The sequence below is a fragment of the Plantibacter cousiniae (nom. nud.) genome, assembly GCF_977070315.1.
On record NZ_CDRVEU010000013.1, the window covers coordinates 203,120 to 219,491 of the forward strand.

At 60.7% G+C, this 16,372-nt stretch carries 14 protein-coding genes and 1 tRNA gene; 9 read left to right on the forward strand and 6 right to left on the reverse strand.

Features of this window, described 5'->3' with window-relative positions:
* The first annotated feature begins 361 nt into the window (after nt 1-361).
* From ACW55A_RS23105 to ACW55A_RS23115, 3 genes are read left to right on the forward strand one after another with little or no spacing between them, the layout of a single operon-like run.
* Nucleotides 362-1,576, forward strand: a complete 1,215-nt coding sequence (locus ACW55A_RS23105) for an SfnB family sulfur acquisition oxidoreductase (RefSeq protein WP_455808830.1) — start codon at nt 362-364, stop codon at nt 1,574-1,576.
* A gap of 15 nt (nt 1,577-1,591) precedes the next feature.
* Complete coding sequence (locus tag ACW55A_RS23110; RefSeq protein ID WP_044307989.1) at nt 1,592-2,032, forward strand: acyl-CoA dehydrogenase; 441 nt, start codon at nt 1,592-1,594, stop codon at nt 2,030-2,032.
* A gap of 4 nt (nt 2,033-2,036) precedes the next feature.
* Nucleotides 2,037-3,437, forward strand: a complete 1,401-nt coding sequence (locus tag ACW55A_RS23115; RefSeq protein ID WP_455808829.1) for an LLM class flavin-dependent oxidoreductase — start codon at nt 2,037-2,039, stop codon at nt 3,435-3,437.
* Between the two features lie 134 nt (nt 3,438-3,571).
* Here ACW55A_RS23115 and ACW55A_RS23120 read toward each other — a convergent pair whose 3' ends face one another.
* Nucleotides 3,572-4,255, reverse strand: coding sequence for a response regulator (locus ACW55A_RS23120; RefSeq protein WP_096107614.1), 684 nt, complete (start codon nt 4,253-4,255; stop codon nt 3,572-3,574).
* Nucleotides 4,252-5,643 (reverse strand): sensor histidine kinase efflux regulator BaeS, encoded by a 1,392-nt coding sequence (gene baeS, locus ACW55A_RS23125; protein WP_060707871.1) that lies wholly within the window; start codon nt 5,641-5,643, stop codon nt 4,252-4,254. The genes ACW55A_RS23120 and baeS overlap by 4 nt, the downstream gene beginning before the upstream one ends.
* Nucleotides 5,644-5,787: 144 nt before the next feature.
* On the opposite strand from baeS, the gene ACW55A_RS23130 reads away from it, so the two are divergent.
* From ACW55A_RS23130 to ACW55A_RS23150, 5 genes are all read left to right on the forward strand, one after another.
* Complete coding sequence (locus ACW55A_RS23130; RefSeq protein WP_498811232.1) at nt 5,788-6,990, forward strand: efflux RND transporter periplasmic adaptor subunit; 1,203 nt, start codon at nt 5,788-5,790, stop codon at nt 6,988-6,990.
* 2 nt (nt 6,991-6,992) lie between these two features.
* A complete protein-coding gene (locus tag ACW55A_RS23135) occupies nt 6,993-10,139 on the forward strand; it encodes an efflux RND transporter permease subunit (RefSeq protein WP_497582333.1) in 3,147 nt (1,048 codons plus the stop codon).
* Entirely contained in the window at nt 10,136-11,545 is a 1,410-nt protein-coding gene (locus ACW55A_RS23140) for an efflux transporter outer membrane subunit (protein ID WP_498811233.1), read from the forward strand. Before ACW55A_RS23135 ends, ACW55A_RS23140 begins: the two co-directional genes overlap by 4 nt.
* Before the next feature lie 117 nt (nt 11,546-11,662).
* Nucleotides 11,663-13,402, forward strand: a complete 1,740-nt coding sequence (locus ACW55A_RS23145) for a tannase/feruloyl esterase family alpha/beta hydrolase (RefSeq protein WP_498811234.1) — start codon at nt 11,663-11,665, stop codon at nt 13,400-13,402.
* 200 nt (nt 13,403-13,602) lie between these two features.
* Nucleotides 13,603-13,676, forward strand: a tRNA-Cys gene (locus ACW55A_RS23150).
* A 99-nt stretch (nt 13,677-13,775) separates the two neighbouring features.
* Here the strand turns inward: ACW55A_RS23150 and ACW55A_RS23155 are convergent.
* Both ACW55A_RS23155 and ACW55A_RS23160 read right to left on the reverse strand, forming a co-directional pair.
* A complete protein-coding gene (locus tag ACW55A_RS23155; RefSeq protein ID WP_498811235.1) occupies nt 13,776-14,741 on the reverse strand; it encodes a phage integrase in 966 nt (321 codons plus the stop codon).
* An 85-nt stretch (nt 14,742-14,826) separates the two neighbouring features.
* Nucleotides 14,827-15,144, reverse strand: a complete 318-nt coding sequence (locus ACW55A_RS23160; RefSeq protein WP_498811236.1) for a DUF4224 domain-containing protein — start codon at nt 15,142-15,144, stop codon at nt 14,827-14,829.
* 38 nt (nt 15,145-15,182) lie between these two features.
* On the opposite strand from ACW55A_RS23160, the gene ACW55A_RS23165 reads away from it, so the two are divergent.
* Entirely contained in the window at nt 15,183-15,395 is a 213-nt protein-coding gene (locus tag ACW55A_RS23165) for a hypothetical protein (RefSeq protein ID WP_498811237.1), read from the forward strand.
* Between the two features lie 2 nt (nt 15,396-15,397).
* Here ACW55A_RS23165 and ACW55A_RS23170 read toward each other — a convergent pair whose 3' ends face one another.
* Nucleotides 15,398-16,042, reverse strand: a complete 645-nt coding sequence (locus ACW55A_RS23170) for a morphogenetic protein (RefSeq protein ID WP_498811238.1) — start codon at nt 16,040-16,042, stop codon at nt 15,398-15,400.
* Nucleotides 16,039-16,203: a hypothetical protein gene (locus tag ACW55A_RS23175; protein WP_498811239.1), complete on the reverse strand. Its 165-nt coding sequence runs from the start codon at nt 16,201-16,203 to the stop codon at nt 16,039-16,041. Before ACW55A_RS23175 ends, ACW55A_RS23170 begins: the two co-directional genes overlap by 4 nt.
* Nucleotides 16,204-16,372 lie beyond the last annotated feature (169 nt).

The window sequence follows — 16,372 nt, forward strand, 5'->3', positions numbered from 1 at the left end:
ATGCTTTGTGCCTGAATGTAACTGCCTGATTTTAATGATTTATTTATGAGTCGCTGTTTTTCTTGTTGATCAGCCAACAGTGGCATGACCGCTGGCTGGCCAATCGCACAGCGTTGTCAGCCATGCCGGCAGCTCGTCGGCCCTGGAATACCTGTGTCTGCGCTGGATGTGCTGTGAGTGCGCCGCTGTTCGGCCAGCAACAGCGATCGAACATTTTGCTCTGCGGGGTGCCGTCATTCATGAGCTGATATGTTCAAATTATTGATTTTAAATGAATTATTTTCCGGCACGGGCTGTGCAATGTTCAGGGTCAAGCGTGTTGAGTGTTTTCAACCTGTCGCCAACGAGCAGGAGCCTGTCCATGAGTTTTCCTTCCTCTCTTCCAACTGCCGCACCTCCCGCCGCGCACGTCATTGGTTCGGATGCCGAAGCCATCGAAGTGGCCAGGGCTCTGGCCGGTCGCTTCGCTGAGGAAGCTTCAGTGCGTGATCGCGAACGGCGTCTGCCAGTCGCCGAGCTGGATGAGTTTTCCGCCAGCGGACTGTGGGCCATTACCGTACCCAAGGCCTACGGCGGTGCGGGCGTTTCCTATGTCACCGTCGCGGAAGTGATCAAGCTTATTTCTGCCGCCGACCCTTCACTCGGGCAAATCCCGCAGAACCACCTGGGCGTGCTCGATATCCTCCTGCAGACCGGGACCGAGGAGCAGAAACGCCACTACTTCGGCAAGGCGCTGGCCGGCTACCGCTTCGGCAATGCGTTCTCCGAGTCGAAAAGCAAGAACGCCGGCGCCTTTCAGACCCGGATTCGCTTTGAGGGCGAGCACGCGGTGCTGGACGGCGAAAAGTTCTACTGCACTGGCGCACTGTTCGCGCACCTCGTGCCGGTTTCAGGCGTCAACGAGCAGAATCAGGCGTTCATCGCCTTCGTCGAACGCGACAATCCGGGCCTGACCATCATCGATAACTGGGACGGTTTCGGGCAGCGCACCACGGCCAGCGGCGGGGCTGTTTTGAAAGCCGTTCGCGTACCGTCGAGTGCGGTGATCCCGGCGTATCGCGCTTTCGACGAACCGACGGCCAATGGGCCGATTTCGCAGATCATTCAGGCCGCGGTGGACACCGGCATTGCTCACGGCGCGTTCGAGGAAACCCTGAAGCACGCCCGGTTGGCGCGGCCATGGATCGACAGCAAGCAGGATTTCGGCTGGCAGGACCCGTTCAGCATTGCCGCCATCGGCGACTTGCAGTGGCGCCTGCACGGCACCGACGCGATCCTCGCTAAAGCCGGGCACGCCATCGATCACGCCCTGGCCGAACCCAGTGAAGCCAGCGTTGCACAGGCCTCGGTGATTGTCGCCCAGGCCAAGGTGCTGTCGGCGCAGATTGCCTTGCTCGCCGGCAGCCAGCTGTTCGAACTGGCCGGCACCCGCTCGGTGCTCGGCAAACTCAATCTCGACCGCTACTGGCGCAACGCGCGGACCCACACGCTGCATGACCCGGCGCGCTGGAAATATCACCTGATCGGCAATCAGGTGCTCAACGGCATTGCACCGCCACGCCACGCCTGGAACTGATCAAGGAGTATGCCCATGACGCATCCCGCTATTACCGCACAACTGGCGGTCGCCGCCGAAGACCTTGATCAGGCGCGCCAGGGCCTGCAAGACACCCTCGATTACCTGCGTGAGCACGGTCGGCCGTGGTCGCTCAGTGGTCTGCAGCGCGTGGTCGATGACCCTTATGTGATCAGCAAGGTCGGGGACCTGCAGATTCGTCTGGACGTCGCCGCCGCGCTGCTGGAGCGCGCCGGGCGTCTGGACGCTTCGGCCGAGCAACACCTTATCGCCAGCAGCGAGGCGGTCATTGCCAGCGCCGATGCTCTGCAGGCGGTGGGCAATATTCAGTACGAATTGACCGGGCAGCGCCCGTTATTGCCAGCCCCGGCCGGTCGCGAGCCGCTGCGCTGGCACTATCAGGTTATCGGCAATCAACGCCTCAACGGCGTGGTTCCGCCACAGCTTCAGGAGTAAGTGCATGCCTCGCCAAATCCGCCTTAATGCGTTTGACATGAACTGCGTCGGCCATCAATCGCCGGGCCTCTGGGCACATCCGCGTGACCGTTCCTGGCAGTACAAGGACCTCGAATACTGGACCGATCTGGCGAAAACTCTCGAACGCGGCAAGTTCGATGGTTTGTTCATTGCCGATGTGCTGGGCATTTACGACGTCTATCGCGGCAACGGTGAGGCGGCAATTCGCCAGGCTACTCAGGTGCCGGTCAACGACCCGTTGCAGCTCATCCCGCCCATGGCGCTGGTGACCGAACATTTGGGCTTCGGCCTGACCGCGTCGCTGTCGTTCGAACATCCCTATCCGTTTGCCCGTCGCCTGTCGACGCTGGATCACCTGACCAAGGGGCGTGCGGGCTGGAATATCGTCACCTCGTATCTGGAAAGCGGTGCGAAGAACCTGGGCCAGAAAACCCTGACCGAACATGACGCGCGCTACGACTACGCGGAGGAGTATCTGGAGGTTTGTTACAAACTCTGGGAAGGCAGCTGGGAAGACGGCGCGATTCTGCGTGACCGGGAGCGCCGCGTATTCAGTGATCCGACCAAAATCCACGAGATTCGCCATGTCGGCAAACACTTCCAGGTGCCTGGCATCCATTTGTGCGAGCCGTCGCCGCAACGCACGCCTGTGCTCTATCAGGCCGGCGCTTCAAGCCGCGGCAAGCAGTTCGCCGCCGAGCACGCCGAATGCGTTTTCGTTGCAGCGCCCTCGAAAGTCCTGCTGAAAAAGACCGTGGCCGATATCCGCCGGCGCACCGCAGAGGCCGGTCGCGACCCGTCCAAGGTGCTGATTTTCAATTTACAGACGGTGATCCTTGGCGAGACGGATGCCAAGGCCAGGGCCAAATTCGAGGAATACAAAAGCTGGGTCAGTTATGAGGGCGCGATGGCCTTGATTTCCGGCTGGACCGGTATCGACTTCAGCCAGTTCAAGCCCGACGAACCCCTTCGTCACGTTCACACCAATGCCATTCAGTCGGCGGTCGAGACCTTTTCCAGCGCAGACCCGAACACGATATGGACGCCGCAGGCACTGGCCGATTGGGTCGGAATCGGTGGCTTCGGCCCGCTGTTTGTCGGCAGCCCGGAAACGGTGGCGGATCTGCTGCAGGAGTGGGTGGAAGAAACCGACGTTGACGGGTTCAACCTGGCGTACGCGCTGACCCATGAAACCTTCATCGATGCGGTCGAGCTGTTGGTGCCTGAGCTTCAGAAGCGCGGCGTCTACAAGACCGAATACGCCAAGGGCACGTTGCGCGAAAAGCTGTTTGGCGATGGGCCACGTCTGGAAGCAAGTCATCCGGGCGCTGCCTTCCGTGACCTGGCTGCGCTGCAGAGCAACCGGCAGACGGAGAGTGCCTGAGGTGTGATGACTGTCGTTGCGCAGGCTGCGTGGCTCAGATTTGTGACGCGGAGCGTCACGACAGGCATTCCCACGCTGGAGCGTGAGGAACGATCGTCCTGTAACTATCGTACCCATGCTCCGCACAGGACCGGTCACAACTCCAGCTTGTAGCCCACCCCGTACAGCGACTGGATCGGGTCCTGACCCGGGCAGGCCTGCTCCAGTTTGCGGCGCAGGTTGCGGATGTGGCTGTCCACGGTGCGGTCGGTCACTACGCGGTGATCCGAGTAGAGCCTGTCCAGCAAGTGGTCACGGGAGAAGACCCGGCCCGGTGAGCGGGCGAAGGTCGCCAGCAGACGCAGTTCCACCGGGGTCAGGTCCAGGGTGACGCCGTTGAACGAGGCTTGGTAATGCGCTTCGTCCACCTGCAAACCCTTGGGCGTGTGCGGCTCGCTGGAAGCGCTCCGACGCAGGATGGCTTTGACGCGAGCGACCATCTCACGGGGGCTGAACGGTTTGCAGATGTAGTCGTCGGCACCGAGGTCCAGGCCGAGCAATCGGTCGATTTCCTCGACGCGTGCGGTGATCATCACAATGGGCACGTCGCTGAAGCTGCGCAGTTCCTTGCAGATGTCCATGCCATCGCGGCCAGGCAGCATGATGTCGAGCAGGATCAGTTGTGGCGCGTTCGCTCTGACAGCGGGCACAACGTCTAGCCCGTTACTCAGGCAGTGGGTCGAATACCCGGCCGCGATCAGATAGTCGCGCATCAGCGACGCCAGCTTGGGCTCGTCTTCGACAATGAGAATCGGTGTTTCAACGCTTGTAGCGGTCATGGGCGCAAGTGTCCGGGCAGGCACAGGGTCAGCCAGAGGCCGCCTGTGGGCGAATGGTCGGCGCTCAGGCTGCCGCCGTGGGCGAGGGCGATGCTGTGACAGATCGCCAACCCCAGACCCGCACCGCCGCTGGCGCGGTTACGTGAAGTTTCACCGCGATAGAAACGTTCGAACAGTCTGGGCAGTTGCTGCGGGTCGACGCCGGGGCCGGAATCCATCACATCGACGCGCACCTCATCACCCAGCAGGGCAGCACGCACGTGCACTGTGCCACCGGCATCGGTGTAGCGCACCGAGTTTTCCAGAAGGTTGCTGATCAATTGCTGCAGGCGTCCCGGGTCTGCGTGCACCGGTAGAGCCCCGCCAGCAAGCTCCAGCTGCAAATGTAACTGACGGGCTGCGCAACGCTCTTCGAACATGTCGGTGATATTCGTCAGCAGCTCCGCCAGATCACAGTCGACCTTGCGGTAGGTCAGGGCGCCCACATCCGCCAGGGACAGCTCATACAGATCATCCACCAGCTTGCTGAGCATGCCGACTTCGCCCTGCAGGGACTTCATCGACGCCTGATCCAGTGTGCGCACGCCATCCTCGATGGCTTCCAGTTCGCCACGCAGGACCGACAGCGGGGTGCGCAGCTCATGGGACACGTCGGCCATGAATTCGCGGCGCATCTTCTCATTGCGCTCCAGGGTGTACGCCAGCTGGTTGAAGTCGCGCGCCAGTTGACCGACCTCGTCGTTCGAGGAAACCGCCACGCGGCTGGCGTATTCACCGGCGGCAAGGCGATGGGTTGCCGCGGCCACACGTTTGACCGGATCGAGCAGGGTGCGCGCGATCCACCAGGCAATCAGCACCGCCAGCAGCAGCGACAGCACGCCCATCGCCAGGCTGGCGCGCAACTGGTACTGCTGAAAGCGCTCGCCGCCGGCTTCGCTGACACTTTGAAAGGGCGTGACCGCCATCCAGCCAACGACTTTGCCGTCGACTTCCACCGGGCGCATGAACTCATCGTCATGGACCCCTGGAAAGCCCATCACCAGGTTCTTTTGCGCATCCAGCAGCGCGATCCGGAACACCGCGCCGGTCAGGTCGGAGGTAGGCGGCGTCGCCAGCCCGGGGATGGCGAAATCCTGCGCCGGCTCCGGGCGCATCACTTCGAACCAGCGATCCTTGTTGTCACGCATGAATTCCCAACTGCCTTCGCGCGCATAGGCAGCGGCCAGCCGTGGCAGGACCGGCGACATGCGCTGCATGGCCTGTTCGTTGAGGTAACCCAGAAAGCCGCGGGCAAAGCTCCAGTTCGCGGTCAGGCCCATGATCAGGATGACTGACAGCACGCTGGCCAATACCGCGACAAAGAGTTTGGTGGAGATGCTCGATTTCATGAAGGCTCGGGGTTTCCCTGAAGACGGCGTCCATTTAGGCCTTCGCGACGGCAAGTTTCAAGTCAACGCGGCAATCTTCAATTTTCCTGCACATTTGCCTCGCACTCTGACGTCAGGCTTTCGCCACAACGTCCTGAGGCAATCATGTCGAGCAAGATTTTCGCCAAATACCTGATGACTTTGACCTTTGTCATCTACGCAGCTCTTATCGGTCTTCTGAGCGGTTGTTCAGACGGCAATTCGCCGCCTGCTGCGGAGAAACCGACCGTGTCGGTGGTCACCGTCAAACCGCGCAGCCAATCGCTGACCACCGAGCTGGCGGGGCGCACCAAAGCGTACATGGTTGCCGAGATACGGCCTCAGGTCAGTGGCATCGTGCAGCAGCGACTGTTCGTCGAAGGCGCCGAAATCAAGGCTGGTCAGCCGTTGTACCAACTCGACAGCGCGACCTATCAGGCGGCTCTGGCAGAGTCGCAGGCCACGCTCGCCAAGTCCCGTGCCACGCTCAAGTCCGCACAGGCCACCGCCAAACGCGATGTGCAACTGGCCAAGATCGATGCCATCAGCCAGCAGGATAAAGAAGACGCCGAGGCCAGCCTGCTGACTGCCCCCGCCGAGGTGAAAGTGGCGGAGGCCGATGTGCAGACCGCACGCATCAATCTGGCCTACACACGGATTACCGCACCTATCAGCGGCCGCATCGAGACCTCGACCGTGACCCCCGGTGCATTGGTGGTGGCCCAGCAGGACACTGCGCTGACCACGGTTCAGCAACTGGACCCGATTTACGTCGACGTCACCCAGTCCACCACCGAGTTGCTGCGTCTCAAGCGCGACCTGGCCAGCGGCAAGCTGCAAACCAACAGCGACGGGGAAGCCCGAATCACCCTCAAGCTGGATGACGGCAGCACCTACAACCATGAAGGCCGCCTGCAATTCAGCGGCGTCAGCGTCAATGAGGGTACCGGCACGGTGACGCTGCGTGCCAGCTTTGCCAATCCGGAGCGGCTGTTGCTGCCCGGCATGTACGTGGTGGCGGTGCTGGAGCAGGCGCAGGATCAGAATGCGATCCTGATTCCGCAGAAGGCCGTCACCCGCAGTGCCAGTGGCCAGACCACGGTGTTGCTGGTGGTTGACGGCAAGATCGAGCAGCGGGTGATCAGCGTCGACCGCACGGTGGGCAACCGGTGGTGGGTGAGCAGCGGGCTCAAGGCCAATGATGAGGTCGTGGTCGAAGGCGGACAGAAAACCCCGGTAGGCACCGAGGTTACCGTGCAGAGCGCTGACAACGCCGATTCGCCAGCGTCTGGTACTGCGGCCACTGCCGCTGCCGTGAAGGAGGGCTGAATATGGCTCGTTTCTTCATCGATCGGCCCATCTTCGCCTGGGTCATTGCCATCTGCATCATGTTTGCCGGTGGGCTGTCCATCAGCCAGCTGCCACTTGAGCAATACCCCAATATCGCGCCGCCGACGGTAAAGATCTCCGCCACTTACACTGGTGCATCGGCCAAGACCGTCGAAGACTCTGTCACACAGGTCATCGAGCAGCAGATGAAGGGGCTGGACCGGCTGACTTATATGTCCGCCTCCAGCAGCTCCGCGGGCAGTGCGAGCATCAGCCTGACCTTCGCCGCAGGCACCGACCCTGACGTGGCGCAGATGCAGGTGCAGAACAAGCTGCAGCAGGCCGAGTCGCGCCTGCCGCAAAGCGTGCAGAGCGAAGGCTTGACGGTGACCAAGGGCAGTTCCGACTTCCTGATGCTGGTCGCCCTGGCCTCCGATAACGAAAGCGTCACCGGCACGCAGATCGGTGATTACATTTCCAGCACGCTGCTCGATCAACTGAGCCGTGTGGATGGTGTCGGCGACGTGCAGACCCTGGGGTCGGGGTACGCGATGCGGATCTGGCTGGACCCGGCGAAGATGGAAAAGTACTCACTGATGCCCTCCGACATCAGCTCGGCCCTGGAGGCGCAGAACACCGAGGTCTCGGCAGGCCAGTTAGGGGCCTTGCCGGCGGTGGAAGGTCAGCAACTGAATGCGACCATCAGTGCCCGCAGCAAGCTGCAGACGCCCGAGCAGTTCGAGAACGTGGTCGTCAAATCTTCCAGTGACGGCGCGGTCGTGCTCTTGCGCGATGTGGCGCGGGTGGAGCTGGGCAGCGAAAGCTATGACATCAACTCGGCGCTCAATGGCAGGCCTGCTGCGGCAATGGGTATTCAGCTGGCGTCAGGCGCAAACGCGCTGAGCGTTGGTGAAGCGATCAAGGCCAAACTCAAGGAGCTCGAACCGTTCTACCCCGCGCAAATGCAACTGAAAACAGTCATTGCCTATGACACCACGCCATTCGTGAGCCTGTCGATCAAGGAGGTGGTGAAGTCGCTGGGTGAGGCGATCGCGCTGGTGGTGCTGATCATGTTTCTGTTCATGCAGAACCTGCGTGCCACGCTGATTCCGGCGATTACCGTGCCGGTGGTGCTGCTGGGCACGTTCGGCGTGCTGGCGCTGTTCGGCTATTCGATCAACACGCTGACCATGTTCGCGATGGTCCTGGCCATCGGCCTGCTGGTCGACGATGCCATTGTGGTGGTGGAAAACGTCGAGCGGGTGATGGGCGAAGAGCACCTGAGCCCGCTGGAGGCGACCCGCAAATCAATGGATGAAATTACCAGCGCGCTGATCGGTATTGCGCTGGTGCTGAGCGCCGTGTTCATTCCGATGGCCTTTTTCAGCGGTTCCACCGGGATTATCTACCGGCAGTTTTCGGTGACCATCGTTTCGGCCATGCTGCTCTCGGTACTGGTTGCAATGACCCTGACGCCAGCGTTGTGCGCAACGATGCTCAAAGCCTCGGATGCGCAACTGCACGCACAGCGCGGTGGCTTTTTCGGCTGGTTCAACCGCACGTTCGACCGCAGCGCCGATCGCTATCAGCGAGGCGTGGGCGGAGTCATCGAACATCGCGGACGGGGCCTGCTGGTGTATGCGCTGGTGCTGGTGGTCATGGCGGTGGGTTACGTCAGTCTGCCCACCTCGTTCCTGCCGGATGAAGACCAGGGCGCGCTGATGGCGCAGATCCAGCTGCCGGTGGGCGCTACCGACAGCCGTACGCAGGCGGTGATGCGGCAGTTCGAGGCTTACATGCTCAAACAGCCGGAGGTCGAGGCGTTGATCAGTATTTCCGGACTGGGGATGGGCGGTAACAGTCAGAACACCGCCAGGGCGTTTATCAAGCTCAAGGACTGGAGCGAGCGTTCCGGCAAGGAGCAGGGTGCGGCGCAGGTGGCACAGCGCGCGACGCTGGCCCTGGCGAGCATCGGTGACGCCAGCGTGTTTGTCATGCAGCCGCCTGCGGTACGTGGCCTGGGGCAGAGTTCGGGGTTCGATGTGCAACTCAAGGACCTCGGCGGAGTGGGGCATGAGGCACTGGTGGCGGCACGCGAGCAGTTTATCGAGCTGGCGAGAAAGGACTCGAGCATGCTGGGCGTGCGCAGCAACGGCCTGGACGACACTCCGCAGCTGAAAGTGACCATCGACGATCGCAAGGCCGGAGCGCTGAGCCTGTCCACCAGCGACATCAACTCGACCCTGTCCACTGCGCTGGGCGGCAGCTACATCAATGACTTCCTCAATCAGGGGCGAGTGAAGAAAGTCTACGTGCAGGGCGAGGCTGCTTCGCGTATGCAATCAGCCGATCTGGACCATTGGTTCGTGCGCAACAGCAATGACGAAATGGTCCCGTTCTCGTCGTTCGCCAGCAGCAGCTGGAGCTATGGTTCGCCGTTGCTGGAGCGTTACAACGGCAGCTCGTCACTTGAAGTGGTGGGCGACCCTGCGCCAGGTGTCAGCTCGGGTACCGCGATGGATGCGGTTGAGGCCATCATCAAGCAACTGCCCGAAGGCATCGGGTACGAGTGGACCGGGCAGTCCTATCAACTGCGCCTGTCCGGCTCCCAGGCGCCGATGCTCTATGCCATTTCAGTGCTGTTCGTGTTTCTCTGCCTGGCAGCCCTGTACGAGAGCTGGTCGGTGCCGTTCTCGGTCATGCTCGTGGTGCCGCTGGGTGTGGTCGGCGCGGTACTGGCGACGCGGATTAGTGGCTTGAGCAATGACGTGTACTTTCAGGTGGGCTTGCTGACCACCGTGGGCCTGGCGGCGAAAAACGCGATTCTGATCGTCGAGTTCGCCAAACATCTTCAGGAACAGGGCAAAAGCCTGCATGAAGCGACCCTTCTTGCCGCCCGGCAACGACTGCGTCCGATTCTGATGACTTCGCTGGCGTTCATGTTCGGTGTGCTGCCGCTGGCCCTCAGCAGCGGTGCAGGCTCGGCCGGGCGTAACGCGATCGGCACGGGCGTACTGGGCGGCATGTTCAGCGCCACCGTGCTGGGGATTTTTCTGGTGCCGCTGTTCTTCGTGGAAGTGCGTCGCCGCTTCAGTCGTTCGTCAGGCAATGCTCCTGCGGCTCAACCCACATCTACAGGTGAAGCATGATGCGTCTTTTCTGGCCTTCGCTGGCTGTCACGGCGCTGCTTGCGGGCTGCGTCAACCTGGCCCCGGATTACCAGCGGCCTGAAGCGCCGGTTTCAAGCCAATGGCTGCCAGCGACGGCTGCCCAACCGGCTGCGTCGGGCAGCGTGCCCACGGATATCGAATGGCAGAATTTTTTCATCGATAACCGCCTGGTGCGCCTGCAGAACCTGGCGCTGGTGAATAACCGCGACCTGCGCCTGGCCAGCCTCAATGTCGAGAAAGCGCAGGCGCAATATCGCATCGAGCGGGCGGCGAGCCTGCCGACCATTGATGCCAGTGGCAGCGGCACGCATACACGCACGCCGTCATCGACCTCGATGACCGGAAAGTCGTCGATCAGCCATGAGTACAGCGCGCAGCTGGGCTTGAGCAGCTATGAACTGGATGTGTTCGGGCGTATCCAGAACCTTCAGGACGAAGCGCTCGAGGATTACCTGGCCTTGACCGAAACCCGGCGCAGCACGCAAATCAGCCTGATCGCCGAAGTGGCGACCGGCTGGCTGACCCTGGCCGCCGACAACCAGCTTCTGAAACTTGCCGAAGACACGCTGGCCAGCCAGCAGAAAAGCTACGACCTGACCAAAAGCAGTCATGCGCTGGGCGGTTCTTCGGGGCTGGAAGTGGCCCAGGCGCAGACAACGGTCGAATCGGCGAGGGGCGATGTGGCGCAATATAAAAGCCAGATTCTTCAGGACCGCAACGCCTTGCGCCTGCTGGTCGGCAGCGATCTGCCGGAGGAGCTGCTGCCCGATGCCGACATGCAGTCGGTGGCGCAATTGGTGCAGGTGCCGGATGGCCTGCCTTCCAGCCTCCTGCAGCGTCGCCCGGACGTGCTGAGTGCCGAACACACACTCAAAGCCGCGAACATTGATATCGGTGCCGCGCGTGCGGCGTTCTTCCCCAGTATCACCCTGACTGCCAGTGCAGGCTCTTCCAGCACCAGCCTGTCAGGTCTGTTCAAGTCCGGAACCGGCGCGTGGAGCTTTGCGCCAAGTATCATCGTGCCGATTTTCGACGGCGGCGCCAATCGGGCCACGCTTGACTCGGCCAAGGTCGAGAACCAGATCCAGATTCAGACCTATCAGCAGACGATCCAGACCGCATTCAAGGAAGTGGCCGATGCCTTGGCGGTGCGCAGCACGCTGGATGAGCGGCTTGCCGCGCAGCAGGCCTACACCGATGCCAGCCGCAGAAGCTACGAACTGGCCGACGCCCTATACCGCGGCGGATCGCAGAGTTATCTGGAGGCGCTCGAGTCGCAACGCTCGCTGTACAGTGCCGAGCAGGACCTGATTTTCCTGCGTCTGACAGAGCAGAGCAACCGCGTCACGCTCTACAAGGTCATGGGCGGCGGATGGAATCGGTGATGGTTTTTTCCACTAGCCTTTGAATAATCGCCAGGCTTGAACGTTTTACCCTTGCCCACAGTGCGGCCATTTGCAGGTTCGCACTGTGGTTTTGATCCTTCATGAACAGGAGTTCTCATGAAACCCTCCCAGCCGAAGTACGCCCACGCCTTGTTGCTGCTGGTCACTTCACTCAGCATTCAGACGCCGGCTCTGGCCCGTACGGCATCCTCGGCGACCGCCGACAACGTGGCCCGGCTTGCAGTGGTCAAACCGATCAGCAGTTGTGCTGCACTGAGCAGCGTGGAACTCAGTGACATCGGCGGGCAGGGCAGTCGTGTGCTGGCGGCCAGTGAATCGACGCGTGACGGTGTTGCGGTGTGTGCGGTGGAAGGCCAACTGGCGCCGGAGATCAATTTCAGGCTTGAGCTGCCAACCGGGACCTGGGAGCAGCGCTACCTGCAAGTCGGCTGCGGCGGATTGTGTGGCAACGTCAACTCGACCGTGCGTGCCGCTGATGGCTGTACATCCCTGAATACCGGCGCCTTTGCGGTGGCCTCCACTGACATGGGCCATCGGGCGGCAGACGAGCATTTTGGCGATGATCCGCAAAAACGCGCCGATTTTGCCCATCGTGGTGTGCACCTCACTGCGCTGGCCTCGAAGAAACTGATCGCCGCGTTCTATGGTCGCAAAGCAGAATACGCCTACTTCAGTGGCTGCTCGGACGGCGGTCGCGAGGCGTTGATCGAAGCACAGCGTTACCCGGACGATTTCGACGGCATCATTGCCGGAGCCCCGGCGCTCAACTTTCAAGTGCAGAAAACCCTGTATCACGGCTGGATGGCGCGCTCCAACCGAGGGGCAGACGGCAAGCCTATCCTGCTCGCCTCACGACTACCGTTGCTGCACAAGGCCGTACTTGACCAATGCGATGTGCTGGACGGACAGATTGACGGCCTGATAGCGGATCCGCGTATCTGCCACTTCGATCCCGCCGCGCTGCAATGCAAGGCGTCGGCCGACCCCGCCACGTGCCTGAGCGCAGAGGAGGTGGCCACGGTCAGACGCTTTTACGAAGGCCCGAAGGACGCTGCCAGTGGTGAGCGACTGACCCTGGGCGGCCCGCAGCCGGGTTCGGAATTGGCTTGGGCCGGCGTGTTCGTGCCGGTTAGCGCCGATCAGACGGTATACAGTGAAAAGGCCGCGCTGGAGGCCATTCGCAACGTCGTGTTCGAGAAGAACCCACCGGCAAGTTTCGATTTGAATGCGCTGAACTTCGACGAGAAAACCTTTGATCAACTGCGCCCGTTGCATGCGCTGTACGACGCCACCAATCCCGATCTCTCGCCATTCGCCAGCCACGGCGGCAAACTGATCCTGTGGCACGGCTGGGCCGACCCGAACGTCTCACCGCTCAACACCCTGGCGTACCACGAGGCGCTTGAAGCACAGATGGGCAAGAGCCGCACCGAGGCATTCTCGAGGCTGTACATGCTGCCCGGCGTTTATCACTGCGGCGGCGGGGAAGGGCCAAGCCTGGTCGATCTGCTGACGCCGATCATAGCCTGGGTCGAAAAAAGCCGGGCCCCGGACGCCATCGTTGTCCGACAGGCAGGCCCCGACAAGGCCGGCAACAGGCAGAGACCGCTGGCACAGTCGCTGCCGGCGTCCATGGTCAAGGAAAACGTGGGCAATCGCGGACGTACCCGCAAGGTCTTCCCGTACCCGTTCATGGCCGAGTACGACCACAAGGGCTACGCGAAAAACGCAAACAGCTACCAGCGCGCCCAGCCGCTGACCACGGAAAAAACACCACAATGGATGGGCAGCGGGTTCTTCAAACCGTATACGCCTCTGGAAAGCCAGGCGCAGTAGAGTTTGCACTGGTACAGCGTGGGCGAATTATTTTCTCCTCGTTCTTGACATGGCATGCGAACCAGTACAGAATTGCGTCCATTCCTGAGCGAGGAATTGAAAAAAACCCTTTAGATTCAATGGGTTGGAAGCCAAAGAAATACAGGTTTCCCGCGAAATCAAAACACGTTTGATGTTCAAGTGAAGCATCTTTCGTTTGAGGCCGAGTAGCAAAATGGTTATGCAGCGGATTGCAAATCCGCCTACGCCGGTTCGATTCCGACCTCGGCCTCCACTATTCAAAGCCCCGCAGATTAACGTCTGCGGGGTTTTTTATTGGGCGCAGGAAAGTGATGAGTTCCGAAACTTTAAGGGGTGGAGTTCCGAAACTTTCTCACTTTGAGGGCTGCGCGACAGCGCCGATCCGGCGGTAAACGCGCTTCGTTATCTCCTGTTTGGAGTGGCCCAGCAACAGGCTGGCGTCTGCGATATCGGTGATCTCGGACGCGGCTTTCGGCCTGATATCCTTGAACTGGAATTGCCGTATTTTCTCTGCGTCTTCAGCCCTGCCATCGGCAATGGCAGAAAGGCGTGCTGCTTCCCGGGCTTCGTCCCATCGGTTACGCAGCATCTGCTGAGAAACGCGCATGCCAGTTCTGCTCAAAATGAAGTGATGGGATGCGTGCTTGGCATTTCTCAGCATTATTGCGCCTATCAGCAGTCCCAAGCTGTTTGGAACGCCGCTGTTCTGCATCTGAATGCGCAGGCGCTTTCCGGTCTTTCCTTGCTGGACATTGAGGTAGTCGCCCTCAATATCGCCTCGGTTCATCGCGATAACGTCAGCTGGGCGCTGACCGGTTAGGTAAGCCAGGTCCATCGCATCCTTGAGCTCCTGCGGGGCTTGCCCGTACACAGCAGCCCAGACCATGTCATTCGCGTAATAGTCGCGGACCTTTTCCTTGTTCTTGCGCACCCCGGCGCAGGGGTTCTCGCGATCTGTGAATCCCCATTCACGTGCCATGTTGTAAACATGCGATAGCAGCGCAATCTCTCGGTTTGCTCTGGTCTTTGCCGTCCGTGCGTCTCGATACTGGGCGACCATTGAAGGGGTGATTGCGTCAATTGGAGCGCTCTCGAACCCTTTACGCAGGTGTTTCAATTCAGCCTTGTTGTCTTTCTGCGTTCGCGCAGCTTTCTTCGGGATTATGTCCCGCTCGTACCGGTCAAAAATCCCCTTCATGATCTTCAAGTCATCTGGCTTTGTTTTTGCCTCCAGCTCAGCCCATTTCAGTCTCGCCTTATCCAGGTCGCCGCCCAGCGGCAGCTCTTTGCCGTTCGCGTCCCGGTAGTAATATCCCACCCATACAGTTCCGTTTTTGCGAGGGCGCTTGCGCCGTACCATCCCTGGCGGCAAATCCCTGTTCTCAGTATTCCGGGGGCGCATTTCAGTTCACTCTGGAAAAGTCCGGTGTCCAAGACGGGCGCGCCGGGGGAGGGTTGTGGTCACCGGCGGGCGCCGGTGTCATGCCGAGCTTCATGCGTGCGAACATCCGGCCTACCAGAGGACGCCCGCCCCGGCTTTCTACGAAAATCCAGTTGCGGTCGTTGAGCCATTTTCGCTGATGTGCTCTGTGCTTGTAGCCAGTCAGATCGGCCAACTCTTGGTCTGTAAGTATTTCTGCTTCCACGGTAAAGGCTCCAGGCCGCGCTGCGCGGCGGAATGGGTGATCAGGCAGGTTCTGCGGTTCACTGCTATGGTCCATGCAGCCAGCAGGGGCTGGGACGGCACCAAGGAGAGGTCATGGAATGCACCACGACTGCGGATGAGGTTTACGGCCCGCGCAATGCCAGACTCGGCAGGCGGGCGGTGGACGGCAATGTCTGGTCAGGCCCAACGATGATTTTCAGAATCATCGGTGACCGGGTCTACTCAATGCACGAGCAGTACCTGGGCCGGCTCAAGTACGGCATGGCGATGACTGACAGGGGAGAGCTGATATTCATGGTGCGGTAGGCTCACAGCGTCACGCGCCTGAACTCGACTACCCAGACCCACGGGTTTGCGTTCCACGATTCAGCACCGTTGATAGATGACCAGAGCTCGCCAAAAACAGAGGCGCCTATCTTTTGAGCTTCCTCTTTATTTGCACCAAAGAGCCAGAACTGGCGAACTTGGCAGCCTTCCCGCTGGACCTGGGCAAGACTGATTTCCTGCAGCCGTTCAACCCGAACATCGGTGATCTCCAGCAGGATGCGGCTGACCCAACGCGGCATGTGAATGGATGGCCGAGTTTTCCCTGGCGTGATCATCGAGCATCCGGTTTGCCTCAAGGCGCCATCTGCTGGGTACTGTATCGGCTCGCCGTGGCTCAGCTCTCGCGGCGCGATTGCATTCACCTGCGCGTCAGCCTGCCAAGCCTCCCGCACCCATAGCCGGTCACCGGGTCTTCCGTGCGGGCAGTTACTGCTGACAAAGTGTTTTGTCACCGGTTTGCCGTAAATGTCTTGCCCGTAGTTGGCACCATCTACACAGAAATTACCGCTCGCATCAATGTGCGGTTGAACCTTGAGCGCCCGCCGCGTGACCGTCTTCTGGCCTGACAGGATGGCGCGCACCATCGGCGCGCTGAACAGGATCGGTCTTTCCTTGGCCTGGGTCATGGAGTCACCACCCGCCGAGCCCACTGCACGTATGGGCCATCGTCCGTGTCGAAGATGCCCAGAAGGAACCAGCCGGGCTCAGCGGGTGCTTCAGGCTCCCAGCCGAGGCAGTTGGCTGCGCCTTCTTCCCAGTAAGGGTGCGATTCAAGTTCGGCATCCATGTGCCAGCCGACCACCTTCAGCTGCTGGCCATTAAGCCACGCTTTGTAGGCGGCATGGTCTTCATCGAAATTCGGGATTCCTGGGTGATACTAGTAGCCGTCCTCGTCACGGACGACTTCGACAGCGCCTATCAACTTTTCTTCGGGCATGACTTAGTCCTTGCCGCAC

Coding starts and splice junctions, on each gene's coding strand:
- ACW55A_RS23105 (WP_455808830.1), top strand. CDS start 362: ATGAGTTTTCCTTCCTCTCTTCCAACTGCCGCACCTCCCGCCGCGCAC.
- ACW55A_RS23110 (WP_044307989.1), top strand. CDS start 1,592: ATGACGCATCCCGCTATTACCGCACAACTGGCGGTCGCCGCCGAAGAC.
- ACW55A_RS23115 (WP_455808829.1), top strand. CDS start 2,037: ATGCCTCGCCAAATCCGCCTTAATGCGTTTGACATGAACTGCGTCGGC.
- ACW55A_RS23120 (WP_096107614.1), bottom strand. CDS start 4,255: ATGACCGCTACAAGCGTTGAAACACCGATTCTCATTGTCGAAGACGAG.
- baeS (WP_060707871.1), bottom strand. CDS start 5,643: ATGAAATCGAGCATCTCCACCAAACTCTTTGTCGCGGTATTGGCCAGC.
- ACW55A_RS23130 (WP_498811232.1), top strand. CDS start 5,788: ATGTCGAGCAAGATTTTCGCCAAATACCTGATGACTTTGACCTTTGTC.
- ACW55A_RS23135 (WP_497582333.1), top strand. CDS start 6,993: ATGGCTCGTTTCTTCATCGATCGGCCCATCTTCGCCTGGGTCATTGCC.
- ACW55A_RS23140 (WP_498811233.1), top strand. CDS start 10,136: ATGATGCGTCTTTTCTGGCCTTCGCTGGCTGTCACGGCGCTGCTTGCG.
- ACW55A_RS23145 (WP_498811234.1), top strand. CDS start 11,663: ATGAAACCCTCCCAGCCGAAGTACGCCCACGCCTTGTTGCTGCTGGTC.
- ACW55A_RS23160 (WP_498811236.1), bottom strand. CDS start 15,144: ATGGACCATAGCAGTGAACCGCAGAACCTGCCTGATCACCCATTCCGC.
- ACW55A_RS23165 (WP_498811237.1), top strand. CDS start 15,183: ATGGAATGCACCACGACTGCGGATGAGGTTTACGGCCCGCGCAATGCC.
- ACW55A_RS23170 (WP_498811238.1), bottom strand. CDS start 16,042: ATGACCCAGGCCAAGGAAAGACCGATCCTGTTCAGCGCGCCGATGGTG.
- ACW55A_RS23175 (WP_498811239.1), bottom strand. CDS start 16,203: ATGGATGCCGAACTTGAATCGCACCCTTACTGGGAAGAAGGCGCAGCC.